The following is a 26,439-nucleotide window of genomic DNA, read 5'->3' on the forward strand; positions in this document are numbered from 1 at the left end:
CTTCTTTTTTATTTCTCTTTTTTACACTAGAAGCAAAAAGGAAGTGATTTAAGTAAGATGAATGATTTGAAAATTTTAATTGATGCTGGCCTAAACATGGGGTCAAGTGTCAAGAATCTGAATCAAGAAATTAAGGCTTTAGGCTCCCATACCTCCCTCAAATCTTTGAATTTGAAAGTGGATATTGATAAATCATTCGTTAAATCAATGAATGAGTTTGTAGCAGCTACTAAAGTGTTAAGTCATGCTTTAGAACAGCAACAGAAAGTAATAAATGAGTCAATCGTAACAACCAAAAAGTTAGATGGTTCTATTGAAAAAGTTACACAGAAGCAGCTTGCCAGTGGCTCAATTATCACCCAGAACACTAAAAAGATTAATGAAGAATCTAAGGCTTACTCTGAACAAAAGAAAACTCTTCAGCAGCTTGAGAAAGAATTGGACGGATACGCTCTAGCACGTACCAGAGCCAACAAGAATAAACTCGGTGAGATCAATAGCACTACAAATACATATAAGAATCAGACTGGTCAACAAGTCAGTGTCAATGTAGACAATGAAGGTAATATTAAAAATTACAGTCAGATAACTGACTACCTCAAGCAACAGCAAGATGCATTGCAAAAAGAGCAAGCAATCAATAAACAACGGGAACAAGCAGCTCAACAGGAATATGCTACACGTAAAGCGTTAGCAGATAAGAATTTAAAAGAAGAAGAGCAGCGTAATCAGCAGTTCCTTAACCAGTTGAAAACGAGATTTGCTGAAGAACAGAAAATTGCTCGTGATCGTGATGCATTAGATAAGGCACACTATCAAGCACTACAGCAAAACAAAAAAGTGAATGATAGTTACACCAAGTCACTTGATGACATGAGCAATAAACTAGCTGTAAGTTTGAGTAACTACCAGCGAAAAGGCAACAAAGAAGCAGTTGATGGCATAAAAGAACTACAATCCCGACTAAGTCAATTTGCTGAAACCAAAAATGTTGCAAACTACAAGAGTATTATGCAGCAATTGAATAGCGAGTTTAACAAACTTACTACCAACGCAAAAGTTAGCGGACAGAGCGTAAACGGTTTAGGTAATCAATTTTCTCAAGCCACTCGTAAAGTTGCTCTATGGTTGGGGGCTACAGCCGGGGTATTTGCTCCAATCAGAATGTTGAGAAGTGGATTACAAGACATATACGACATGGATAAGGCAATGACAGATCTTATGAAGGTCACAGATGAAACCGATGAGACTTATCGTAAATTTGTGCAGACCGCCTCTACGCTGGCAGATTCAATAGGTAACACTACACTCAATGTTATGAAGTCAAGCGCTGAATGGGCAAGACTGGGATACGACATACAGACTGCACAAAACATGGCTAAACAAACTTTGGTTTATCAAAATGTTGGCGATATTAAAACTCCTGAAGATGCTTCCAAACAACTCATCTCATCAATTAAAGGTTTCGGAATAGAAGTTGATAGAGAAGCTAGTAATGTTGCAAAAGTAGTTGATATTTATAATGAAGTTGGTAATAAGTTTGCTATCTCGACTGACGGTATTGGTCAAGCAGTACAGCGTTCAGCGTCCTCCCTCTCAACTGCTGGAAATACAATTGAGGAATCCGTAGCGCTGATTACTGCTGCAAATACAACAGTACAAGATCCTGCCAAAGTAGGTAACTCCCTCAAAACCTTATCAATGCGTCTTCGCGGAGTAGATGAGGATGGATCTGCTGTTGATGGGTTGTTGCCTAAATTGGAAGATAAATTCCAATCCATTGGACTTACACTCAAAAAAGATGAAAAAACTTTTAAGAATACCTATGAAATTTTCAGCGACTTGCACAGTGTATGGGACAGACTTAGCGACATTCAACGGGCAGATGTACTGGAACTTGTTGCTGGTAAGATGCAAGGTAATATTGCGGCTTCCATGATTGAAAACTGGAATGATGCCGAGGGAGCATTGGAGGCGGGATTAAATTCATTTGGTTCTGCTGCAAAGGAAAATGCTGCATTTTTGGAATCGATGCAAGGACATATTGCTAAGTTTAAAAATGCCGTATCGGAATATTGGGGAAACAGTGCAAGCAGAGAATTATTAAACAGTATCATTGATACTGGAACCAAATTGATAAGAACCCTTGGTAATGTGGGGAGAACTGTTGGTATATTAGGTGGATTGTTTATAGCTTTTAGATCAAAAGCTATAATTGCAACAACGGTGAGTTTGTATCAGACTATCGCTGGTTTGTTCGCCACCAAAACCGCTCTCGATGTAACTTCAAGTTCTGCTTCTCGTGCTACAAAAACAATGATTTTGTTTCAACGATCATTGGGTATATTTGGCCTAGCAGTTGGAGTAATATCTACTCTTATAGCAGTATTTTCACAGCTTGACAACGCCACAGAAAAATTTAACGACACTATTGACAAAACTAACAGCAAGCATGAAAAACTGTCAAGTGAACTTCAAGATGCAACGTCTTATTATAAAGAGAACTATGACGAGATATCGAAAAGCGCTGATGTAAAAAATAAATTGTTTGATCTTCAAAATAGACTGATTGACACATACGGTGCAGAAGCAAGTGGATTAGATCTGGTTAATGGCAGATATGATGAGCAAATAGCGAAACTTGATGAGTTGCAACAGAAGAAACTTAAAAATGAGATTGATGATAATCAGTTTCTTGTAAATACTCTTAAAGATCAAAAATTCTCAACTCCTGAATTGGGAAACAAAATCTCAGGATTCGCATCCTTTTTTGGTAAAGGGGAACAGTCCTACAATCTCGCTGATGGTGGTGGATTTGGCGATCTTGGTATTGAAGAATATTATAAGAAGTTGTTAGATCTTCAAGATAAACTGAGAGCAAAAAATACTGATATCTTTGCTTCTTCCTCGTTAATCCCAAAAACGAGCCAAGAATGGCAGAATGCCCTTGATGCTGTTGGTGGAAAACTTGACGAACTTGAACCTTCGATAAACCAGATAAACAAATTAGAGGAATCGAAGAAGAAGTATATTGAGAATAATATAACTGCTCAGCAGGACTACAATGATACACAAAAAGAGCTTTTCAATACTGTTACTAAATCTTTATCTAAACTACCCACGGACAAGTTTGAAGAAGTTATCAAGAGTGCTTCTACTGAAATCAAAAACTTTGACGGAGCCAATCTCGAAAAAACAGTTGCAACAATTGCAAGATTCGGACAATTAGAAGGTAATCCAGAGGTAGTTCAGAGTCTATATGACATATTTACCAATGCTAAACAAGCATCTGATGGAATGTATCTCTTTGGAGAGTCTTCTGCTAGTGCAACCGAAGAGTCCAAGAAATATGCTGATGCTGTAAATGAAACTATTGGTGAAATTGGCGAACTGAATGATACACTATACAATCTGTCCAAAGGGCAGTCTCTGTCAGCGAATGAAATGAACAATCTAATTCTAAAGTATCCACAGTTGTCTAAGAATGTAATTAAACTCAAAGATGGATATACAATAGAAAAATCAGCACTTGAGACATTAAAAAAGACAAAAGTTGATTACTTTAAAACACTTGAAACTCTGGGACAAAAAGAAGTTATTGGTAACAAACAGGCACTTATTGACAAGATGAAAATCTGGGGAATTGAAATTGAAGCTCTCTCTACCCTTGCTGAACTGAATGCCGCTAAAGCTCAAGTAGACATGAATATTGCCGCTGAAGTTGTAGTTGAGGATATTACAGGCAAAGGGATTGAAAATCAAGCTGTAATAAATCAAGCCAAAAAAGCTCAACAAGCTGCCGCTGGACCATATAAGGAACTTCTTGATAGAATCTATGACTTGAATTCTTCATTTAAAACAATGGTCAGTTCGCTTGATGGTGTAGGATCAGCACAAGATAAAGATAAAAAGTCTACAGAAAAGTTAAACAATACATATACTGACACCAATGAGATCCTAACCGAGACGCAGAAGAGACTCCTCGATCTAGCCGATGCTATCAAAAAGGTTCAAAATGAACGTAGCACAATGGTCAAAGGTTCTAAGGAATACTTGGCAAATCTCAAAGAAGAGAAGAAATTACTTGAGGATTCAATAGCTACCTCTAAGAAAGCCCTTAAGAATCCTTCTGAGTTAGTTTCTACAAAAGTTAAGACTACTACAAAAACAGCATCCGGTGAACCAGAACCAACTTCTACAGGCACATATTCATCACCAACAACTTCATCGAGCGGCGGTTACTCTGGTAAATATGCAGATATAATTAATAAATATGCCTCTAAAAATGGCGTTGATCCAAAACTCATTGCTGCTATTATTGCAACTGAGAGTACTTTTAATCCCAATGCTAAATCGCATGCAGGGGCTACTGGTCTAATGCAGCTTATGCCGGGAACTGCAAAAGGATTAGGAGTTAAAAATTCCTACGATCCTGAGCAAAATGTTGCGGGTGGCACAAAATACATTTCAGATTTACTCAAAAAGTATAATGGTAATGTCGAGTATGCTCTAGCAGCATACAATGGTGGTCCCGGTAATGTAGATAAATGGATTAAAAAAGGTCAGATGGGTAACATTCCATTCGCAGAAACAAAGGCATATGCACCTAAAGTTTTAGCTGCATATAGTGAAATTTCAGGTTCTAAGTCGCCCACCTCCACCCCATCAACGAATAGTTCAGCTACAAAAGTTAAAACTACTAGCTCCGATGGTAAGACTACAACTGAAATTATTAAAGCAACTCAAAAAGAACAAGATGATGCTATTCGTGAAGAGAAGCAAAACTTATCATCTAAAGAGGCAAGTCTCTATCAGGTTGGCTTAGATATTGTTGAAACAATAATTGCTGGAACAGACAATGAAATTGCAAAGCTACAATCAAAACGGGAATTGTCAGCAAATAAGCAAAGCCGCTATACACAAGATAGTCCTGAATGGCGCAAGGAGGAAATGGCTCAGAGTAGCTACCTTCAGCAAGAACAGAAACTAGTCGAGCAACAGAATAAAGATATCCGTCAACAACTCATTGAGCAAAAGATTACTCAGGGTGAATACGATGCTAAGTTGGCTGAGAATAGTGCCAAGTGGTGGGATTATCAGTCACAAATTGATGATAAACGTAAGAGTATTTTTGATAGTCAAATTGCAGCTTATGAAAAACAAGTAAAGGCAGATGACGATGCTTTAGCTGTATCTGATGCAAATTTGAAATTAATGACCGAAGGTACAGTTGAATACAACAAAGAGCTACACAGTCAAATCCCTATACTTGAACATAAAGGCTCAGTAATTGCAAAAGAGATTGAATACACGAAGTCGCTTCTTGCAAATAACAAGCAAAATGCCGTAATGACTGCCTACTACAACGACAAACTTCAAGAACTCAACTTGTCTCTATTGGGTACTAACTCAGCTCTTGCTGATGTTAATAAGACCCTTAAAGACTTACGTGAATCTGCCACTGACAACATTATCGATGAGTATAAGAAGGTTATTGAACAACAACGTGACTTGGCCCTTGAGGCCCTTGATCAGGAACGTGAAAAAGAAGATAAGCGTCATGATGAGCGAACTAAAAACATCGACAAAGAACAAAAGCAGTTTGAGAATTATATCAATGCACGACTCAAAGCGTTTGACCGTGAGAATACATCTACTGATTATACAGAAGAACTTACGAAGAAAATGGATGAGCGCCAAAAGATACAGGACAGAATTAATGTTCTCTCTGCCGACAACTCAATGGCTGGTAAAGCCAAGCGTAAAGAATTAGAAGATCAACTCATTGCTATTGATGAGGAGATTCGAAAATATCAGCGTGATCGTGACCGTGAGTTAGTAAAACAAGGGCTACAAGATCAATTAGACGACCACAAGAACTACAACGATAAAATCAAAGACGAAGAAGATAAACAGCATCAGGATGCTCTTGATAAGTTAGATGATGAGAAGAAAAAGACTGAGCGTAAATACAAAGACATCTTAGAGGATCAAAAGTATTTTTATAATCTCAAACAAGGCTTGATGAGCAATGATGCTATCGTTGTAACTGCTACTCTTGGAATTATTGGTGGCGAGTATGATAAGTTGTTTGCCAATATGAAAACTCATATATTTGAGACATCCAAAGAGATGCAGAATCTTGTAGATCAATTTGAGCTGGGTAAATCCAGTTTAGACAAATTTAAATCTGGTGACTATTCCCCTACTGAACCGGGAAGTGGCGGTAGCACTAGTGGAAACGGCTCAACTGGTCAAACTGGAACCATTAAAGGCACAACTGCTGCTCGTGTAGCTTGGACTGAGTATCTGAGTAATAAGCAGTCTGCTGAGTCGATTAAGGCTGAAATGTCTAAGCTTGATAAAGCTTCTAGTCAGTACAAGAATCTTACTCAACAATTTGATTCACTTAAGTCCAAGAATGATCAATTGCGTTCCGTTTATAATTTTCCTGATGGAAGCTTTAAGGATTTAGTAAACCAGAAAATCTTCAGCGCTGAGACTGGCGGTATGACTCCTGCTGGAATGGGTAAAGAAGGAAAATTTCTATTGGCACATGAAAAGGAATTGATACTCAATAAGTCTGATACGTCTAACGTGTTGAAGATAGTTAATGTAGCACGAGACATGTTTGATAGATTTAAGAGTGGTTTAAATCTTAGCAGTATCTCACCTAAGAACAATACCGTCTCAGGTAGCACAGATAATCGTGTACATATCGACAAGGTTGAGATTCATGCCACTGATAAAGACACTGGAACAAGCATTCTCAATAAACTTGGAAGTGCAGTAAATAAACAATTGAAAACAAGAATGATTTAAGGAGAGGGTAAACCCCCTCTTCTTTTTAATTTTCAGAAAGGACTGTGTATGTTAGGAGAAATTGACCGCAATAGGAAACCTATTAAACCACAATACTTTCTTGCAAAGCCTAATCGTGAGATTATCAGTAAATTGAGCGAAATCTTCAATGATAATATAGACGTAAAATTGAATGACGTGAGCGAGTTATCATTTTATCTCCCCTACTTTATTGATAAGCATCACAAGTTGAAGCCGAATAAGAATGTGGAGTTAATCAAAGAAAGATATTTAATCAAAGTTGTTACTGGGATTAAAGTTGAGTGGTTTATTGTAAATGATATTAGTGATAATCTCGATGATTCAGATGTAATGGAGGTTAAATGTTATTCGTTGGTGCGTGAACTATCGGATAAATTGATAAAGAGTTATGAGGTCGAGTCATACGGAGCAGATAAAGTAATTGAAGACATGCTTCGTCTAGGGAATACAATTTGGAATGTAGATTACATAGATGCAGACTTCAAACTAAGCAAAAGAGCATTTGAATTTCCCTCCTCTACTGTCCTCGAAGCAATCTATTCTATAGCTGAAGTTTATAATGCAATAGTTACATTTGATACAGATACCCGCACATTGAGTATGACTAAGCCTGAATTAACAGGAATCAATATGGGATTTACTGTTTCATGGGGGAAATTACTAAAGAGTATGACTCGAAACAGGAGCTCAGAGGAAATGGTTACACGTCTCTCCGCTTCTGGTAAAGATGGATTAGGCATTCAAAAAGTTAATCCAACTGGACAGAATTATATTGAGAATTACGGATATTGGATTTATCCATTTGAACGAGATGCCAATAAAACAGTGATTTCACCAAGTCATTGGATGAGTGATTCTCTTTGTCATGCACTATTGGATTATGAGGCGTTGGTTGAGAGTAAAACTGGATTGTTTAAGCAATACCTAATTGAATTAGAAGGCTATGAGACACAGTTAAATCAACTCAAGATTGATCTCAATAAGTTACAACAGGATGAGAAAGTTGTACAAGAAGTAACATTGGCCCAACAATTTGGCGATAAGATGTTCTTTGAGAAGTATAGTCATAGCGGAAGTACATCGAGAACATTCAAGTTGAATAAGGGTTATAACTATGCAGCTATGATTAAGGTGGACTCCTCTTCTGGTGTAACTGTTGCATTGAATGGATCTGTTAAACCTGTGACTTCAGGCAGATGGACAATGTTAGGCAAGTTAAATAACCTTGAGACTACAACAATTACCGTTAATGGATCATCCACTGGTGTGTTCATGCAAGTTGCAACGATTTCAATTGAAGAGTATCAGATGGCTGGTAATGATGCAGCTATAGTTGAGCGATACAGTTTAGATAATAAGGAAAATCAGATCAATCTAAAGCAGATTGAAGTTAGCAATAAGTTAAATCAGATTACAGATGTGCAGAATCGGACTAAGGCGTTACAAGTATTGTTGGATTCGGAAAACAACTTTACCAGTGCACAGTTGCAAGAGCTGAATTATTATGTGATTGAACGAGATTTTAACGATGATGTATACATAGATGAGCAAGATTTATACGATGCAGCAATGGAAAAGTTTAAGGAGTTACAAGTTCCACAATTAGCGGTAGAGATTGATATAGTAAATTTTCTAGAGATAATTGAGGAACAGCGCAATTGGAAAAAGTTAAACCTTGGTGACTTCGTTAATGTTAAGTATGAACGATTAGGGATTGAGTTAACAGCTAGAATAAGTGAGATTAGTTATGACTTTGGTGGATCGAGTATTAAGTTAACATTGAGTAATGCTAAGAATGTTAACGATGAAAGTACGAGATTAGAGAAGTTTTTGAAGGATACGAAGAATACTAGTGTAGTTGTTGATACGAGTAAGACCAAGTGGGGTCAGGCTGTAGTTGATTCGTCTGAGATGAGTCGTTTGTTTGATAATTTTTGGAATAAAGTCACCAATGAGATTAATATGGCAAGCAACGAGTTCGTTACACTGGATCGCACTGGCCTGACGATAATTGACCCAAATGACCCTCTTAGATTTTTGAGGGGTACACACGGCGCTTTAGCGCTTACACGCAGTGGCGGACTAAAGTATGAGTCTTGTCTAACAGCCGATGGACTTATTGCAGAACAAGTTCTTGGAAAAATTATCCTTGGACAGCGCGTGGTCATCGGAGATGTTTCAGGGGTTTTCACTATTGAAGGCTCCAAGCTAATGATTGATGATCGATGTGGTCGCCCTGTTCTACGTTTGGGGTTAACATCAGAACAACCTGATGTATTTGGGTTGCATCTTAATCGCTATGCGTCAAGTAATTGTAATGACAGAACAATTACTAATGTAAATGGTATGGATAACTCAAGAGGATTCTATATTGATAAGATTCGTAATGGAGTTACAACGAACGTATTTGGACTAGCTCAAAATGGAGATCTACGTATTAGGGTTGGCGATAACAATGAACTTTTTTTACTTAGCGCAGAGGGCCTTTCCTTAGGTGGAGAAACGTGGGCATCAAGCCCTTTCCGCGTCGACTTCAACGGGAACCTATGGGCTCGTAATGCATTCATTGAGCAATCGACAATCAAGGATAGCGATTTGATTGGTAACCGTCTCACCCTTCGTGATGGTGGCAATGTAATGAAGCTGTGGCCCTCACTGGGATTTTTCGCGGGTTCCGAAGTAGATGAAGATACTTTTCCCGAAGGGGCTCCGATGTGGATCAAGATGGACGGGACAGCAATCTTTAAGAAGCTTGTCGTTACAGATAAAAACAATACTCTCCTCATCGACTCCGAGAAGAAATACATCGACTTTGGTGGTTTTGATGCTATTGGTATCGGTGCTCTTGATGCCGAACTTATTGCTGCTAATATGCTTACAGCGCAAGATGGAATTATCTCCAATCTTACCGCTGGCAAACTCTCCACTCTTACTAATGCGGCAATTCAAGGTTGGTCAGATTATGTGCGTATTGAGGGTAATTCCGTTAAATGGATTACTGGTAGGGTTACTGGTGCAGGATCACAAAAACAACTTTCAGATGGACGTAAACTCTATTGGACTACATCGGAAAAGATGGGATTGATGACAGTTGAGGAAACTGCATGGCCTGTTATGGTCTATAATATGGAAGAGAAGATTAAGCGTGAAACGACCTTTGAGGGATCTGGCGATGCCGCTCAGCCTGTTGAGAAAATTGGTACTGGTGATGGCGGTGCTAATGATCGAGCTAAAATGGTCAATACCAAATATAATGGTGGCTATAAACAGGAGTACAAAGCTTCAAACACAGCAAGATTAAGAAGTATCGATCTCGCAGATGACGGAATACTCATTAAAAGCGATGGTGGAGACATTAACATTACAATGGATTCATTCAATGTTCTTGCTAAGAAATCAGTAAAAATAGGCGTAGAATCAGGTTCGTTCATTGAAATAGCTCAAAATGGCGACATTAACATTAACTCCACAAGAAATGTTAAAATTAATGGTACTCGTATTGATCTAAACTAAACATTTCCAATTAAGATGCCGATAAATATAGTATAATTTATCTAGTGAATTAGGATAATTTTACTATAAAAATTCGGAGGTACATAACTAATGAAAAAAATGTTATCTAAACTACCAACATTCATGCTTGGTGCAATTGTTGGTGTTGCAGTTACTGCTGGGTCTGCCGTTGGAGCTGCAACTTACCTGAAAGCAACTCAGTCAAATGTAAAGATTGTTGTAGATGGAACTCAAGCTAAATTATCTGATTCCCCTCTTAATGTGAATGGAAAACTTTATCTCCCGGTACGAGATACAGCAAATGCCATGGGTTATTCTGTTGAGTCTGTTAACAGCTCTCAGGTTTCATTGAAGGAGTCATCAAATAACTCCAGTTCAACTACATCAACATCCAACAGTTCAACTACTACTCCAAGCAATTCTACAAACGCAAATACTACAACAAGTAAAAAGGTGAAGAATTTGAAAGAAGCTTACTCAACTGATGGTAAATTAGATGCTGAGAAGATTAGGGTTGCATTAAATGATGGTTCACTAGATATTAATGCTCAGGATTCTAGCAACGGAGATAATACACTTTTGATGTATGCAATTGAAGAGAAAAACTATGAAGCATATAAGGCACTTAAAAGAAATTCTCTAAACCCTAACATTCAGCGCACAGACGGAAAAACTGCGCTTCACCTTGTGACAATAAATGAAGACAGGTTCTACTTTGGAGAACTAAAAAATCTCAAGGCTGATCCTGACATTAAAGATAATTCCTCGATGAAACCTCTGGATTACGCCAAAGAGGATTCTGCTATGTATGACTTGTTACGAATCTATATGTTCTAATTAAATCAATCCAATATTCCAAGAGACCTTGAAATTTAAAGGTCTCTTTTTTTACGATCATATATTACTTTTGTTCTAATGGTCTCGACAATATTATGTTTTTGTCCCCAAGTTGAATAGTTGTTTCCTCTGGTATCCATCCGATTTTATTTGGGTGTCCTCTCTCCTGCTTCAGGTGAAGTTCAATAAAACTATCTAATACTATAGACCCACTCCTTTTGTCGTGGTATAATCGTTCCATAAATTAGGAAGTTAAACTCTACCTTCTACATTTCGCTCTAAGCATATATGCTTTAATCTGAGCACAAAATAGGAGTTAACGATGCTAAAACATGGACTTTTATTACTAGCTTCAATTTTGATTATTATTTTGGGCATAGTACTTGCGATTGTTTATAAAGAATGGACTCCCATTTTTATTTCATTGATTGGACTTATTTCTGGAGGGGTGTCTCTCGCACGAATTGAGGACATTGAAACTTCTCGAAAAAAAGAAGCTTTGGATCGTCTTTTAGGAAAACTGAATGAGTTTGATGGCTTTACACCAACCATCTATTTTGAATATATAGGTAAGATACTTAGCATTGATGAAAACTCCAGCAAAATTGCCATCGGAGATATTAATTCTATTAATGTTTATAATTTTAACGACCTACTTCATGTAGAAGTACAGCAAGATGAAGAAACGATAACTAAGACATCGCGAAGTAGTCAACTAGGTGGAATGGCTGTAGGCGGAGTGTTAGCTGGTGGACTAGGTTTGGCGATTGGAGCAGTAACTGCAAATAAAAGCAGTTCTGCTACAATTAAAAAAATGACGATTAATTTACGTTTTGATAGTTTAAGGACTCCACTAGAAACAATGGTCTTTTTAAATTCTAGTGTTCCGTTGACTAAAGATTCTAATGAAGTAATCGAGGCTGTCAAAAGGTTAGATCATTGGTTTAATCTTTTGCATGTAATAATCAGTCGAAATGAAAAACAGAATGCAATCAATTAAAGAAGATATAAATAAATTAAATAGTCCCATTTTGAAGCACCTATATAATTAGGTGCTTTTTATATTCCAATGAAAGCATACTTTTACTTGGTAGTAGTTCGCTTAACTTCTAACCTTCCATATCGTATCAATACAATATAGTTGGTAAAAGATGTCGCATATACATTGTATATGTTATATGAAGATGGTATTATTATCTAACAGTCTCCGTTCTAAATTGGGATAATCAGAGTATATATCTGTTTGTGAGGGTAATACTGGATACCATTTAAAACTTAGGAGGCTCAAAAATGAGTGATAATAAGGAGGAGAAGGATATGATTGCAACACCAACTACAGGTAAGGCCGCAAAACCAATTCCTAAAAGTAGCATTGGCATGAGTGCAGCACAAAAAAACATCCTTAAAAGTTTTGTTGGAAAATCACCCAAACTCCCCATTGAACTAAGTGAAGTGAGGGATCGAGAGAAATATGCAAAAGATTGATTTTAATGCCCCAACTTTTAATGGATTCAATACAGGGGAAGATTTACTCGTGGATACTTGTATTCTGTTGGCTCTAATGTCAGAAAGGGACCCATGGCATCAAACAGTATCGCAATTATTCTTTGAGTATATCTTCCCTGTTGATAAAATAGTCCTACTTTATACCAATTCATTGATCGTTAACGAGATAATGCACTTATCTACGCGTTCATTGAAAGATTATTTCAATCGTATGCAAATAACTTATAATCCGACCCTATTAAAGACCCAAGAAGATTTCACAAGAGATATGATGAAAACATTCATTGATGAAGAAGTTTTGAAAGTTCGTGATGGTGATCAAGATTCAGCCTTTCAGCAAATTGAACTCACCTCTCGACTTGGTGCCGCAGATGCTGCAAACACCAGTATTGCCAATCTTTATGGGTTAAACTTCCTTACTGTAGACAACAAGCTAGTACATAATATGTATTCATGTTCATCAGAACTGAATAACATCAAAAAAGTCTACTACACTCATCCACGCAATATCGTACACAATGATTTTTAATGAAATACCGATTTTACATAGAAATTAGCAACCAAAAAGCCTTATAAATAGGGCTTTTTTATTTGTCCAAATTTTATATTGGAGGTGATTTGGATTACGATACGTGACTCCCTCTACTTTTCTTTTGCTGGTGAAACTTCCGTTGAACATGGACTCATCAATGTGAACCTTAACAGTGGAATGCAAGAAGAAATATTCTTCCCTTCAAGAGAAATAGTTGAGGAAAAAGTTAAGGGCAATGATAAGCCATACTTTATGAGGACTGAAACTGAACCATTAAAGTTTCCAGTCTCTTTTGCGTTTGAAGAAACATGGAATACTGAAAAGATCCGTGAAATAACTAGATGGCTAACTCAACATGATTATTATCAAGAGTTATACTTTGTAAATGAAGATGGACTAGGCGCAGAACGAATATTCTACGCAATGTTTGTTGAAGACTCTACTCTTGTTCACAATTGTCTCAAACAAGGATACCTCAATCTAACTGTTCGCTGTGATTCCCCCTACTCCTACTCCCCTATCATGACTTCTCGTACATACCAATGGAATTACACTCCAATGGAGATCAAGAAGAATACATACTCAACTGGAACACATCAATCCACAACTACTAATCCACAAGGAAATTTAATACTTAATCCAGCAAGGCCAAAATGGTCAGACTTTGCATCTGGAACGAAGTGGTATGAAATTTAGCAAGAAAGGAGAATCGTATGTCTACAGAAACAGAAAAGTTAAAACTTAAGAAGCCCTCTTTCACTGATGAAATAGAAAAAACAATCAGGGAGCTTGGAGAAAATTTTGATCTACTTGACTTAATCTCAGATGATTATGTATCTGCTACTCCAACAAGTGGGGACTTTCTAAGAACTAAGCGTTTATACAATAGTGCCCCAGTATACGATGGGTACGTTGGATGGGTAAATGTGCGAACTGGGAAAGCAGCTCCGTATTGGCAACAATTAAAAAGCTATACTGTTGGTGATTACATTATCCCTAGAGTAGACAATGGTCACGTCTTTATTTGTATTCAATCGGGTACATCTGGATTTACAGAACCTATTTTTCCAGTATCGACTGACGCGCAATTTAATGATACTCGATTAGCAAGTACATGGGCCGCAACCACACAATATAAAAAAAATGATATAGTACTACCCACTATCGATAATGGTAGGTTTTATATAAACATTCAAGCTGGTGAATCAGGCAACGCAGAACCGCCATGGCAAACAGTTGATGGCGCTACTACATATGATAAAAATGCTTCATGGGCAACACATCGAATAACAAGATGGAAAGAGGCTGGTAGTGCAGCACTATTCTATCCCTTTGGTAAGATTGGTTAGGTGATCACATGACAACATGGCAATCAATTATCAATTTAAAAGGTAGCTATACTTCCGATTCAATACCAATTCCAATTAATGCAGATGGTGTTTTAAGCAAGATATCTTGGGAAGTGATTGAGCCAGTTGGGTCAAGTATAGCTGTGCAAACTCGCTTTACTAGAGACAATCTCAATTGGACTGAATGGCGAAACTGTATCAATGGCGCTCACATTCCCGATGTGGTTGAAGATGTTGGATTTTTCAATATTTCTATAATGTTTAGAGTTTTATTTACAAGAAATACATACGATGAAGTTCCTGAGTTTAAGAGCATTACCTTTTATTTTGAGCCAATTCTCCTGTTTGATAACAAAGGAGATAAGAATTGCTCTCCTGAGATTTGGATAACAAAACAAGGTAACGGAGATTTCAGCATCGTCAATACTTCTCATAACAATGAAGAGTTTAAGTTCAAGAATCTTATTCATGGTGAGACAGTGTTTGTTGATAATGAGCAACAAGACATTGAAACTTCATTGGCAGTCACATATCGATACAAGGATTTCAATAATAACTATCTCTCATTCCCTGTTGGTAAAAACATACTAAGGGTAACTGGTGATGCAGATATTAAATTCAGATATCAATTCACATTGTTACAATAGGAGGCTATATGACTGGAGTAGCATATAAAGGGTCGACACTTCAAGAATCAAACAAAAGTGGGCATGTGTCATATGTAGAAAGATATATTGCTGGTTATGATTCTGAAGGAAATCCGCAGTATAGTACAACGACTCACACAACTGGAGCAAAAGTTACAGGTACAGTAAATTCAACATCTACTGTTTATGTTAATGGACAACCAATCGCCTCAGTATCATCGCCGACACAAGAACAATGGGTGGCAGATCCCTCTCCTTCGCCTAAGCTTGGTGGTTCAATTATTTCAATTAGTCCTGGCACATCTGGTTCTGGTTCAGGTCAAGTTTCAACAGGTAGCTCTACAGTTTTTGTTGGCGGTAAAGCAGCATCAAGTATCTCTAAAAATGTAACTACACATCTAATCACAACAACACCAATTACCTCTGGCAGTAGCAATGTATTCGTCAACTAAGGAGGTGAACAATTGCCAGATTTAAGTACATATCTACAATATAATGACCCCGTAACAATTATCTCTCGAAGTGGCACTCCTCAAGATCCATTCATTGATCGTGCCGACTCTCTTCCTGTTATCAATGGAATCCTAACTCTTCTTGAACTACCCTCTTCTACTGATAAAGTTAACATTGCTGGATTCGTTGAAATTGATCAAGATGTGTTTGAGAATAGGTCGTACATTAGTGAACATGAATTTCTTGTCCACTATGGTATGGGAGTAATTCAATTCCATCCATCTCAAGAAGGAACCGCACATCTATGCAGATACAAAGGTAGAGGCTTAATTATGTATCCTGCATCGCGTATCTATGCAATGGTTAGTCGCAATCCAGATGTAGTGGTTACTTTGCAGGATTATATTGATCAAATTCAAGCTAAAATCAATGAGAATCAAATTGCATTGGGTAAGATCGAAGATGCCATTAGACAGTCTCAAGCCCAGACAGAACTATCTAAGTTGGCTACCGATAAGGCTAATTTAGCCGCTGAAGATGCAACGCAGTCAGCAAATAAAGCTAAGGATGCCTACAATACTACTCGTCTCGTCTACAAAGAACCCGTACAAGACTTAGCAGAGCTTCGGTTAAAGTATCCATTACCTGAAATCGGATGGACAGCTCAAACATATAAAGATGGCAAACGATATCGATTTGACGGCAAGAACTGGATTGAAATTGATGTATTTGGCTCTAATCTACAAGTTGTTAACGAGTTTAAGGATGGCTTAATGAGTGTTGCTGAACATTTAAAACTCAAAGATATGCCTCTAGAATTGCAAGACAGAATCATTGTTTTATGTAAAGGTTCTTACATCTTTCAGGAACCAATTGACATACTTGCCCCCTTTCCGTTCTCTGGTGAGATTGTGAAAGTTGAGGCTATTTGTGCTGCTTCAGGACAAACAGAAACAGAAGTAACTGTTGAAAGGACTAGAGATTTTAATACTTGGCTCAATGTGCTAGATAGAAATATCAAATTTAATCCAAACGATAGAAAAGATGATAAGCAAGTAGTTATAAAACATAAGCAAGTAACAGCAGGAGACATATTTAGAGCCAATGTCATTAAGGCAGGACTCAATATGCAAAGTTTAACCATCCAAATAACAGTAAGAACTTAATACAAATTACAAAGGAGTTTTATACATATTGTTAATGGAACAAGAAGTCGAAGTTGGCCTGTCTCCATCAAACAAAAATCACTTTGAGAGATTGGGCTATATATATACAAAGCAGGGCGACAAAATCAAAGTATGCGCAACCCAGATTTTTAGAGGATCTAAGGTAAAAGTTAACATATTGTGCGATTACTGCTTGGAAGAAGGAAAACAAACTATTTTTCAAAGAGGATTTGATAAATACACAAACTCGCAAGAGAAAACAAAGATAAAAAAAGATACATGTAAGAACTGTCGCCCCAAATTTAAACAAGAAGTATTTTTTGTAAATTATGGAGTCATAAATCCATTAAAGCTGACCAAATATTCTAGGAAAAGTGCAATTAAAAGAAGAAAGCATACCATATCTTCGATAAGAGATGCTTTTGAAGAAAGAGAATATTTATTGCTTTCAACAGAATATGAGAATGTTTTTCAAAAACTCAACTACATTTGCTTAAAGCATCCCGACAAAGAAAGAAGTATTACTATGCAAGCCTTTAGTAGAGGATATGAGTGTATTAGATGTTCTGCTGATAAAAAAAGTGGCAGCAATAATTGCAACTGGATTGGCTCAAGAGAATTACATGAATATCTACGATCGACATTAGTTGATTGGAAAAAAGAAAGTATGAAATTCAATAATTATCAATGCGTTATAACAGGGTTAAAGAGCAACAAATTACATATTCATCACTTAATTTCATTCACAAAAATAATGAATGACTGTCTTAAAGAACTCGAATTGAATTTAGAAGAATCGATAGCTAATTATTCAGATCACGACTTACTTAATATTAAGGAATTGTGCTTAAAAAAGCATTTTGAATTATTAGGAATACCCATTATGCCTGATCTACACTATGAGTTTCATAGGATTTATGGAAAAGGTAGCAATACGCCCAAACAATTTAAAAAATTCAAAAATGAATTTAAAGGAGAAATTTAAAAATGCAACCAATAGTTTCATGGAGAAATTCGCTTCACACACAGGAAATTGTAGGGCCATTTGATTACGGAGTAATTGACGCAGATGACAAGAGCCCAATCTACATATTCAATGTTTGGAATAACTACAATGGAGCAACAGATGTCTCTAAAATGGAAGATTGCACAATCACTACTCGCGATATGAGCGGTGGTACAGGAGATACAGTAGGAAATGAAGTTGAAGTAGTAAAAAATAACTGGTTCCATGTTCAAGTAGATTCACTTGGAGAAACAGATATTGATGAAGAAAGCTCTCGTGTAGGTAAAGACTTTTCTAAACCTATTGGAACAACTGGAACAACAAAGAAAGACCACGCTGGAGCTAACTACACAACTCCAATTAAGCCGGGAGTCAAAGAGATCCTTGGTGTGAATAACAATGGTAACCCTGTTGATGCAGCAGGTAACTATGTAACACTGTCTATCCAATGTGAAGTTCCTTTGAATGCTTCCAGTGGACGGCAAGCGTTTAAGAAACGGATTAATTAATAGTCCCCTATATCGGTAACGATGTGGTGAAAATCCTTTAAATTGCTGGAACCCCCTAAAGATTCTCATACTACAGCATAATCATAAACGATAAGTGCGAACGTGGTCGAAAGACAGAAAAAAATGAGAATATGGCCTATGCTGAAATAAAAGCCAATTATGTTTTTGGTGCTAAGGGTTTATATAATGGGAAATCGAGCAGGGAAATCTCTTAAAAAGGGAGACCTTCAACGACTGTAATAGGGATATCCAAGAAATTGGATAATTGGACAGTCTACTCCGACTCAGCTTACTGAGTGTTAAAGTATTCCGAAAGGAACGGTAGAAAGGTTCTTACAGATTTGTATAAGAATTAAAAAGTTTGCTAGATCATTTAGGGCAGAGTCTTCTCTGTCCTTTTTTTTATTTTAAAGGGGGTTTAATTTTGATTCTAGGCAACAGACAATATACTCGCTCACCAGTTCCTCAAAAATACATTTGGGTAGCTGATTATTACGATGGTACAAATCTTACTGAATACGACTTTCAAACTAAGAAATCAAATGACTTTTACGCTATAGACAGAGAAAAACTAATCAGCTATGGGATTATAGGTCAAGGTTCACAGTTATATTACAATGTCGCAAATGGTGTATTCCACATCAATCAGGATCGGTTCTCTATTTCATATACTGTTGAAGACGAAGAGTTTCCACTATCGGGTAGAGCATTTTTATATAATGACCTTATTCAATATAAGAATGGATCATCTTATGCCAATTTAAACACACGAGTAAAAGAGGGAAAGTTCAAGAACAGCATTGATTGCTTCAACTTTGGCTACAAGAAATCAATGAATCTGAACGATGTAAGCATAAATTATCAATGTATCTTCTCATTACCCGATGAAGATATTTCCTATTTCCAAATTAAAGTGACATCTGACAAAGATTTAGATGGTCATCTCATTATTCGTAAGAATGGTCTAATTGTTGATGAAATTATTGCCCCACTAAAAGCAAATCATTCAGGCAATATCAACTGGGAGCTGAGATAATTGTCTACAAAAGAAATTGGATTACCTATAGATCTGACACTTGGAGTACATAATGGCACAGAGATTAAAGATGGAAAATTACAACTCAAGGAAATCGCTATCGATTCTACTGGCAAATCTATATATGCTGCTAAGGGTGCATGGGAGTCTTCGGTTATATCGATTGGTGATAAAGTAACTGCCTTTCAACGAGTGGTCAAAACTATGGTTGGCATTGGTTCAAATGTGGATTACAAGATTTTCACTAAGTCATCCACGAACAATATTACATGGTCAGACTATGTAGAAATTACTTATCTGGATGGAAAAATTAACAGTCCAGTTGGGCTATACGCTCGAATTAAAATTGAATTGTCTTCTGCCTTAGCTCCTGCATTACTCACAGTAGATGAGTTTACTGATGGAAAATACAATACAAATTATGTCTCATCATCTGATGGAACTTTGAGGTTGAAACGAAATATAGCTCTCTCCCCTACTGTATCGACACATGAAGATGGGTTTCTTTATCGCACAAAGTTTGAGAGAAGCAAATTAAGCAAGATTAATGGAATAACGTTTCAATGATTGAGGTGATATCGTGGCTAATTATTCGCTAATTCAAGATTCAGTGAACTATAAAACATTTAAGAATAACACTTGGATTAATTTATCAACGACACTGCCTCTTAAAAGTGTATTTATTTCAGATGGCATAGTCGATCTCAGTGTGCTTAATCGAAGCAGTAAAGTAATTATACAAAACATGACCAACACTGGCGCACTGGGTTCAGGTAAAGTTTTTAAATCAACGGTAAATTTAAAGAAATATATTGAGATCACTAATTTGTCTGTAAAATAATGATTTCAATTAGAAAGGAGATGAGTTAATGGCGATAAAAAAGGCGAGATTCACATTTCCAAAGTCCAGCTATCAATATACAGCTTTCGGAGGGGTAAGATTTTACAAGAGTGAAAATGAGACAGTGAACTCAGGAACCCAAGTTTCGGCAAGTCCGACTAGAGGAGAAACACAAAATTTCTTAACATCTTCTAACGTTGGTTTTGCTGGAACTAATTATTATTATTTACCATATGCGTTCGATGTCAATAAGCCACAACTTGGAACATACACAAGCTTTTGCTACTGGCTAACAGACAGTTCTGATTCATTGTATACATTGACTGTTGAGTTCAAAGTTCCCATAGACAGATTGTTTAAAATTGAATTTGTGACTCGCCCTGACGGTGCATTTGCAAATAGGGGCGTAGATAAACCTTTTACTATAGAACTCATAGATGAAAATGAAAAAGTTTCAAGACAAGGTACAGTAACTCCAATCAGTCAAATAAACACAGTGCAAACATTTTATATTCCATATGAAGATAAAATCTTACTTTCATCGGGTGACAGATATTCACTCAAAGATTCTACAGTATTTAAGATGGAGACAGACAGTGAAAAGAACTTCCTTAATTACGGGGCAGATTTGATTTCCAATTTTAACGGATATGTAACCAAAAAAAAAGATATAAGAAGTACAAGCGTAACATTGGGTTCAGGTAAAACCTATGAGCACACAATTGATATGTCAAAACGCCGAGTAGATAAAATTACACTTGGCTAGATTTATGAAGAACACATCTATAAGGTGTGTTCTATTTGTTTTTTGAAAGGAGATGGTTATTATTTCATACAATTACAGATTTCCGATGGTAAACAATCAATGGAGCACAACAACAACTCCCCTTACCTTGACGATGAAACTAAAATTCTCAAAGGCAGTGTTACTGTCATCGTTGTATTGGTATAGAGGAACCACCAACACATCTCCAACAGTGACACCTAGAGTTTACAACGTAAATGGGCAACTTATTGGAAGCGGAATTGGGTTATCCGAAGCAACTAGAGTTGTAGGATGGTATAGAGTAGACTTTTCTGCTCCTGTAAAGCTAGAAGCCAATGCCGAATATTTAATCGGATTTCATTTTTTAAATGGTGTGCCTATTGGTAGCGGAAACACCCCTACTCCAACGGTTTTCCAGATAAGCGAAGGTTTAAGTCTTACTTACAATTCCATGTATTCTGGAACAACCGACATAATGCCGACTACAGTTAATAACAATGTACTTTTATCTATTGGTTTTGATTATATAACATATTCGAATAAATTCTTGATTTCATCAGAAGATAAATACTACTCTTTGTTTGCTAAAGAAAGCGTAAATCAGATCCCTAAAATGACAACTAACAACTTACCATCTGGAGAAGTTTTAAGCTCAAGTACTTACGCTACTGCAAGTGAATGGAAAGTATTTGATCGAGATTTAACGACTTTCTGGCAAACTAACAGTATTATATCAAATCAATGGTTGAGGTATAAGTTTGTGTCGCCCATTAACATAACATCTTACACAATGACTAACGATTCAATTACATTAGCCCCTAAAAACTTCAAACTTCAAGGCTCAAATGACGATCAGACATACATCGACCTTGATATACGCACCAACATAACTGACTGGATTGCAGGCAGTAAAAAAATATTCACTTTTACAAATCAATCAACTTTTATTTATTATCGACTTTTTGTTGACTCAAATAACGGAGGATCAAGCATTAGAGTCAATGAGTTTGAGTTACTAAATAAAGAAGAGAATTCTCGAATAAGTATCCCTGTTAAAAATGAGTCTGTATTTTTAAAATATGGAATGAACAAGTCTTCTACGATTTCTCTATGGGGGAATATAGACAAAGAGTCGGCTGTAGTAAATTCAACAGAACCACTTGGGTCGGGGAAAGTATTTAAGCAAAAAATAGATACAACTAAAACACCTATTAAGAAAGCGTCAATCACATAGCTATGTGAAATGATTGTTTGATTGGTATTTTAGAAAGGAGTGAATAGTGTGGTAACGTATGTAAATGTAGTGCCGATTATGACATCTGACAATTCCGACAAGGGAATTTCATCGGCAAGCAGTATCAATGCGGCTGGCGTTCCTGCATGGAGAGCTTTCGATGGCGATCTTAACTCTTCGTGGATAAGTGCTACAAGCGGGACAGGATGGCTAAAATACAATTTTAATGAAACTAAAAAATTAGTTAAATATTCTATTGTTCCTAGATCTAGTTTGGCTAATCAGTTGAGAAACTGGACTTTTGAGGCAAGCAATAATGATAGCACATGGACAATACTTGACACTCGGACTAATGTGACTTCATGGACAGAAGGAGTAGCTTCAGAATTTTCTTTTACTAACAACACAAATTATAAATACTATAGGATAAATATAACTTCTACAGCTTCGAGTTTACCTGCTATTAATGAGCTAGCAATGTATGAAATTAAATTTTCAAACAAAACCTTTGTTAAACATAATGATCTTTTTTTATATTATTTAAATACATGGGTATCTTTTGCTAACATCCCCACCGAGCAGGATTATTTAAACTACGGGATGGACGACATCTCCATCATACCTGAATCAGCATGGTCACAACTTCAAGGAGAAGTCGAATTATGCTATTATACCGACGACCCAATAAAAACAGAAGCATCCTTTAACATCGAAACTGAGCCCTTCACCCTAGCCGAAGAATGGGAAGACAAAGAGATCAAAATCATCGAATACACTGACAACCCGAATCAAACCGAATCAACGATTACAATCGAAACCGAACCTTTTACAATATACGACGAGTTGGGTGACAGTGTAGATGTTCTATACTACACGGACGATCCTTCCAAAACGTCAGCGGAACTTAATATCACGGCTAACTACTCCCCATTGGATGAACTTGAGGGAGATTTTGACGTGGTTACGTGGAGTGACAACAATATTTCTAAAATAGCTTCTGCCTCGTCTATTCCCTCTCCTCAATCCGTAATTCAAACAGACGATTATTATATGTATGGCGATCTACTTTTAATTGTAGATAAGCTCAATTCAACAAACGGCACATTAAGATATGCCGTTTCGTTCAATGAGGGCAGTACATGGGAAGTGTGTAAATTTGGTAAGTGGAGAACGATTGATATCTCAAGTCAATTAACATTTAAGAAAAATGGAATGAGTCATTATGATATTTCGCTGATTAACTCAACAGCATTGAAGAACAAAGGCAACAAGATTAGATTTGCTTATTATATCGAGGACAATATTCATAATTCAGACCCCGGAATTTCCATTGATAGTATGAAGTTAAATATCAACTCAGCAACAGAAACAATTAAGATGGACAATGTTGCCTTCTATGTGTTGAACACGAACGCTACAATTCAACTATCCTTAACGGGTAGTAAGTTGACAGGAACATTGGATGATAGTGATCAAGGTAAGGTACAATATCGAATCCTGCTCAACGATAACCCCTACTATCCATCTGATGGCGGCTTCACCCGACTAGCTCCTTCACCTCAAGACATCGACATTAACATTTCTGATCGTGACGTTATATTCAATCAGCCGAATGTCCTTAAGGTAGAATTTCAGGATTATTGGGGCGAGACTGACTATTGGGAAACGACATTTGTTGGTACGTATTCTGGACTCATGTTTATGGATGAATCAGGAGAATATTTATCCGATACATTTGGAGGAATTCTTAAGCAATTAGATTTTGGAGTAATTATAGCTGGACAAACAACCTTAACTCAAAAAGTACGAATTAAGAATCAGTTAGGTTACACGATTGATAATGTCTATTTGGCAATGGATAAGAAGTATGAGCGTGATGGTGTAGTGGTTGAGTTATCCAGACAAGCTAATCCATTCCTTCCTATTGATTATCTGACTTATGGACTTACACAGCCAGACGAAACAATCGATTTCTATGTTCGCATTGCCACAGACATGAGAGCACAGCCAAATCCTAATGGCTTATTTGAACTAGTAGTTAACGCAGATCGTGTGTAAATCTCAATACAATGAGATGAGGAGTGACATTTTTGTACTATGATGACCATGATACGGAGGGGATTATATATGTAAAGAGTCCCTCCAACCGTTTTACAAGTAAGTATGTATTATATGCTCAAGATGAGACAAATTTAGAGTCTGAACTGATTATAGCAACAAGAAAAGAATCAACGTTAGATTCAATCATTTCTGTTAAGTCATCTATAAGAAACAAAGACATCTCAAGCAGTCTAGATGTTATGTATCGTGCTTATGGCGATCTAGAGTCTACAATTGAAGCTATAATGTTCACTGAACTAGAGAGTTCAATTAATGTCAGACCACATAATAGAGCACAAGGTAGATTTGAATTAATCGAAGCCCCTCGAACTAACATTGAATTGAAGCCAATTGGAGATGCCACCACACGTAGTCGTATTGATTTGCAGACGATTAACTATGGTGATACACAACGCATGATGATTGGTCATGACAACGTAGAGGAATTTGAGTCGTTCGTTAACTTTGGCGATTTAAAAGTTGCTGTACCCGACCTACTTTATCTCGAAGATGCAAAGTTGAGATTGTACTATACAGGAACAATTAAATCTGACGCGAACATTGAGATATATCAGCCTAACACAATTTGGCGTGAGTATGGTATCACCTATGCAAACAAACCACAGTCAACTCAACTGCTTACCAATCAATACACTATAAATACATCAGAGAAATATGTTGAGATTAATGTATTAGAAGTATTAAAGCAATGGCAAGATGGCTCGTTGATCAATTATGGATTAAACATAAGGTCTGCTGATAATACTCCTATCTACTTCAATACTCGTGAGTCAACTAAACCTCCAATATTACAAGTTCGATACATAACATCAGCAGTGCAATCCTATGGGCGTTCTGAAATTGATTCTGAATTGTTTGTATACAGAAAAGGTAATAAGGATCTCAACTCAACATTGACAGTTAAAAGTGATCGTGGATGGAATTACTTAGATTCCTCGATATATGTACACAGATACGAAGATCCGCTGTTTATAGAGATGGATAGCTTATTGGGTGTAAGTCGACCAGATGTAAACTCGATCATGACCGTAGCTATTCGTGCAGCAAATGAAATGGAATCCAGTATCACAATTATCGAAGACGGAGTAACTGAAGTTGACACCTCGTTAGCTATTTCAATACCGGATATGTTTTCAATGATTACGATTGATCCAAAAGTAAGTTTGATTAGTGAGATTTCAATTGCTAATCGCGCCCATAATGATTTAACTGGTAGTCTTAATATTTCTAAACCAGATTTATCGTCCTATATTGAAGTCTCAAACTATCAACGAATTAGACTCGACTTGGAAGCTGAGCTATCAATCAGAAATGAGTTTTATGAAGAAAAGGAATCTCTGCTGACAATATCCAATCCAGACTTAACGGGAGCTATAACAGTCCGTGAACAAGGTGATTATGATGTTGATGCAGTGATAGATGTTCCTTATCAGCATTATCAAGAAGGATTCTTAACTATTAGTAATCCAGATATTGCATCTGAAATCTACATCCGTGGCTATAGTCATGAGGACATCGATGCCTATGTTAATATTAAAGCATATGATGATTATGATTCCACAATAGGAATATCAAGACCTGATATCCATGGACAACTAATTGTTAGAGCTATTGATCATTCTGACTTGGATGCAGAGATCAACGTCCCCGCAAATTCTTATTTAGATGGTGCAATTGGCATCTCTCGACCTAATATGTATTCTACATTAGAAATCAGATATGTATCTGAACAAGATGGAACGATTTACATCAAGGATAGAGAATATCTAGACAGTGTAATCGATATTAGACAGTTTAGCGATCTAGAGTCGACAATTCTAATTAAACAATTCAAAGAGATTGATTCAGAACTAACCATATCTAAACCTGATCTTGGTGGATACCTATATCCTAGAGTTCCGGGAATAAACAACATGGATGCAATAGTAAGTATACGTAAACGCGATGTTAGTGATATGGATTCATTAATATTAATCAGAGGTAAATCTTCAGGAGCATATTACTACATACTTTAATTTTCAGGGCTCTCCATGTGGGGAGTCTTATTTTAATTGAGAGAAGGAAAACAATGTGTCAGACA

General features: G+C 36.8%; 20 protein-coding genes. All 20 read left to right on the forward strand.

Going from position 1 to position 26,439, the window contains the following annotated elements:
- Nucleotides 1–57 precede the first annotated feature (57 nt).
- Nucleotides 58–6,822, forward strand: a complete 6,765-nt coding sequence (locus tag MKY95_RS19660) for a phage tail tape measure protein (protein WP_339194058.1) — start codon at nt 58–60, stop codon at nt 6,820–6,822.
- A 48-nt stretch (nt 6,823–6,870) separates the two neighbouring features.
- Nucleotides 6,871–10,356 carry a phage tail spike protein gene (locus tag MKY95_RS19665; protein WP_339194059.1) on the forward strand — a complete coding sequence of 1,162 codons (3,486 nt, stop codon included), beginning with the start codon at nt 6,871–6,873 and terminating at the stop codon, nt 10,354–10,356.
- A gap of 90 nt (nt 10,357–10,446) precedes the next feature.
- On the forward strand, nt 10,447–11,193 hold the full coding sequence (locus MKY95_RS19670; protein WP_339194061.1) for a stalk domain-containing protein: 747 nt from the start codon (nt 10,447–10,449) through the stop codon (nt 11,191–11,193).
- Between the two features lie 322 nt (nt 11,194–11,515).
- Entirely contained in the window at nt 11,516–12,193 is a 678-nt protein-coding gene (locus tag MKY95_RS19675; RefSeq protein WP_339194062.1) for a hypothetical protein, read from the forward strand.
- 290 nt (nt 12,194–12,483) lie between these two features.
- The gene (locus MKY95_RS19680; RefSeq protein ID WP_339194064.1) at nt 12,484–12,678 is read left to right on the forward strand and encodes a hypothetical protein; all 195 of its coding nucleotides are present in this window, start codon (nt 12,484–12,486) and stop codon (nt 12,676–12,678) included.
- Entirely contained in the window at nt 12,665–13,228 is a 564-nt protein-coding gene (locus MKY95_RS19685) for a hypothetical protein (RefSeq protein ID WP_339194066.1), read from the forward strand. The genes MKY95_RS19680 and MKY95_RS19685 overlap by 14 nt, the downstream gene beginning before the upstream one ends.
- An 84-nt stretch (nt 13,229–13,312) precedes the next feature.
- On the forward strand, nt 13,313–13,927 hold the full coding sequence (locus MKY95_RS19690) for a phage tail domain-containing protein (protein ID WP_339194068.1): 615 nt from the start codon (nt 13,313–13,315) through the stop codon (nt 13,925–13,927).
- A gap of 17 nt (nt 13,928–13,944) precedes the next feature.
- Entirely contained in the window at nt 13,945–14,580 is a 636-nt protein-coding gene (locus tag MKY95_RS19695; RefSeq protein WP_339194070.1) for a hypothetical protein, read from the forward strand.
- A gap of 8 nt (nt 14,581–14,588) precedes the next feature.
- Nucleotides 14,589–15,227: a hypothetical protein gene (locus tag MKY95_RS19700; RefSeq protein ID WP_339194072.1), complete on the forward strand. Its 639-nt coding sequence runs from the start codon at nt 14,589–14,591 to the stop codon at nt 15,225–15,227.
- 8 nt (nt 15,228–15,235) lie between these two features.
- The gene (locus MKY95_RS19705; RefSeq protein ID WP_339194074.1) at nt 15,236–15,679 is read left to right on the forward strand and encodes a hypothetical protein; all 444 of its coding nucleotides are present in this window, start codon (nt 15,236–15,238) and stop codon (nt 15,677–15,679) included.
- Nucleotides 15,680–15,691: 12 nt separating this feature from the next.
- The gene (locus MKY95_RS19710) at nt 15,692–16,846 is read left to right on the forward strand and encodes a hypothetical protein (RefSeq protein ID WP_339194076.1); all 1,155 of its coding nucleotides are present in this window, start codon (nt 15,692–15,694) and stop codon (nt 16,844–16,846) included.
- A gap of 28 nt (nt 16,847–16,874) precedes the next feature.
- Entirely contained in the window at nt 16,875–17,831 is a 957-nt protein-coding gene (locus tag MKY95_RS19715) for a hypothetical protein (protein WP_339194077.1), read from the forward strand.
- A 2-nt stretch (nt 17,832–17,833) separates the two neighbouring features.
- On the forward strand, nt 17,834–18,361 hold the full coding sequence (locus MKY95_RS19720; RefSeq protein WP_339194078.1) for a hypothetical protein: 528 nt from the start codon (nt 17,834–17,836) through the stop codon (nt 18,359–18,361).
- A gap of 424 nt (nt 18,362–18,785) precedes the next feature.
- Nucleotides 18,786–19,397, forward strand: a complete 612-nt coding sequence (locus tag MKY95_RS19725; protein ID WP_339194080.1) for a hypothetical protein — start codon at nt 18,786–18,788, stop codon at nt 19,395–19,397.
- On the forward strand, nt 19,398–19,964 hold the full coding sequence (locus tag MKY95_RS19730) for a hypothetical protein (protein ID WP_339194082.1): 567 nt from the start codon (nt 19,398–19,400) through the stop codon (nt 19,962–19,964).
- Between the two features lie 13 nt (nt 19,965–19,977).
- Entirely contained in the window at nt 19,978–20,238 is a 261-nt protein-coding gene (locus tag MKY95_RS19735; protein ID WP_339194084.1) for a hypothetical protein, read from the forward strand.
- A gap of 28 nt (nt 20,239–20,266) precedes the next feature.
- Complete coding sequence (locus MKY95_RS19740) at nt 20,267–21,004, forward strand: hypothetical protein (RefSeq protein WP_339194085.1); 738 nt, start codon at nt 20,267–20,269, stop codon at nt 21,002–21,004.
- Nucleotides 21,005–21,089: 85 nt separating this feature from the next.
- Complete coding sequence (locus tag MKY95_RS19745; RefSeq protein WP_339194087.1) at nt 21,090–22,238, forward strand: DUF4082 domain-containing protein; 1,149 nt, start codon at nt 21,090–21,092, stop codon at nt 22,236–22,238.
- A gap of 48 nt (nt 22,239–22,286) precedes the next feature.
- Nucleotides 22,287–24,296 carry a discoidin domain-containing protein gene (locus MKY95_RS19750; protein WP_339194089.1) on the forward strand — a complete coding sequence of 670 codons (2,010 nt, stop codon included), beginning with the start codon at nt 22,287–22,289 and terminating at the stop codon, nt 24,294–24,296.
- A gap of 32 nt (nt 24,297–24,328) precedes the next feature.
- On the forward strand, nt 24,329–26,374 hold the full coding sequence (locus tag MKY95_RS19755; RefSeq protein WP_339194091.1) for a DNRLRE domain-containing protein: 2,046 nt from the start codon (nt 24,329–24,331) through the stop codon (nt 26,372–26,374).
- Nucleotides 26,375–26,439: the final 65 nt, after the last annotated feature.

Source organism: Paenibacillus sp. FSL P4-0176 (genome assembly GCF_037975265.1).
In the GTDB taxonomy this organism is placed as follows: domain Bacteria; phylum Bacillota; class Bacilli; order Paenibacillales; family Paenibacillaceae; genus Paenibacillus; species Paenibacillus amylolyticus.

What these genes read in the sequence shown, in the direction of transcription:
- MKY95_RS19670 (WP_339194061.1), top strand. Translation starts at nt 10,447, where the DNA reads ATGAAAAAAATGTTATCTAAACTACCAACATTCATGCTTGGTGCAATT.
- MKY95_RS19695 (WP_339194070.1), top strand. Translation starts at nt 13,945, where the DNA reads ATGTCTACAGAAACAGAAAAGTTAAAACTTAAGAAGCCCTCTTTCACT.
- MKY95_RS19680 (WP_339194064.1), top strand. Translation starts at nt 12,484, where the DNA reads ATGAGTGATAATAAGGAGGAGAAGGATATGATTGCAACACCAACTACA.
- MKY95_RS19745 (WP_339194087.1), top strand. Translation starts at nt 21,090, where the DNA reads ATGGTAAACAATCAATGGAGCACAACAACAACTCCCCTTACCTTGACG.
- MKY95_RS19740 (WP_339194085.1), top strand. Translation starts at nt 20,267, where the DNA reads ATGGCGATAAAAAAGGCGAGATTCACATTTCCAAAGTCCAGCTATCAA.
- MKY95_RS19700 (WP_339194072.1), top strand. Translation starts at nt 14,589, where the DNA reads ATGACAACATGGCAATCAATTATCAATTTAAAAGGTAGCTATACTTCC.
- MKY95_RS19660 (WP_339194058.1), top strand. Translation starts at nt 58, where the DNA reads ATGAATGATTTGAAAATTTTAATTGATGCTGGCCTAAACATGGGGTCA.
- MKY95_RS19675 (WP_339194062.1), top strand. Translation starts at nt 11,516, where the DNA reads ATGCTAAAACATGGACTTTTATTACTAGCTTCAATTTTGATTATTATT.
- MKY95_RS19705 (WP_339194074.1), top strand. Translation starts at nt 15,236, where the DNA reads ATGACTGGAGTAGCATATAAAGGGTCGACACTTCAAGAATCAAACAAA.
- MKY95_RS19720 (WP_339194078.1), top strand. Translation starts at nt 17,834, where the DNA reads ATGCAACCAATAGTTTCATGGAGAAATTCGCTTCACACACAGGAAATT.
- MKY95_RS19665 (WP_339194059.1), top strand. Translation starts at nt 6,871, where the DNA reads ATGTTAGGAGAAATTGACCGCAATAGGAAACCTATTAAACCACAATAC.
- MKY95_RS19685 (WP_339194066.1), top strand. Translation starts at nt 12,665, where the DNA reads ATGCAAAAGATTGATTTTAATGCCCCAACTTTTAATGGATTCAATACA.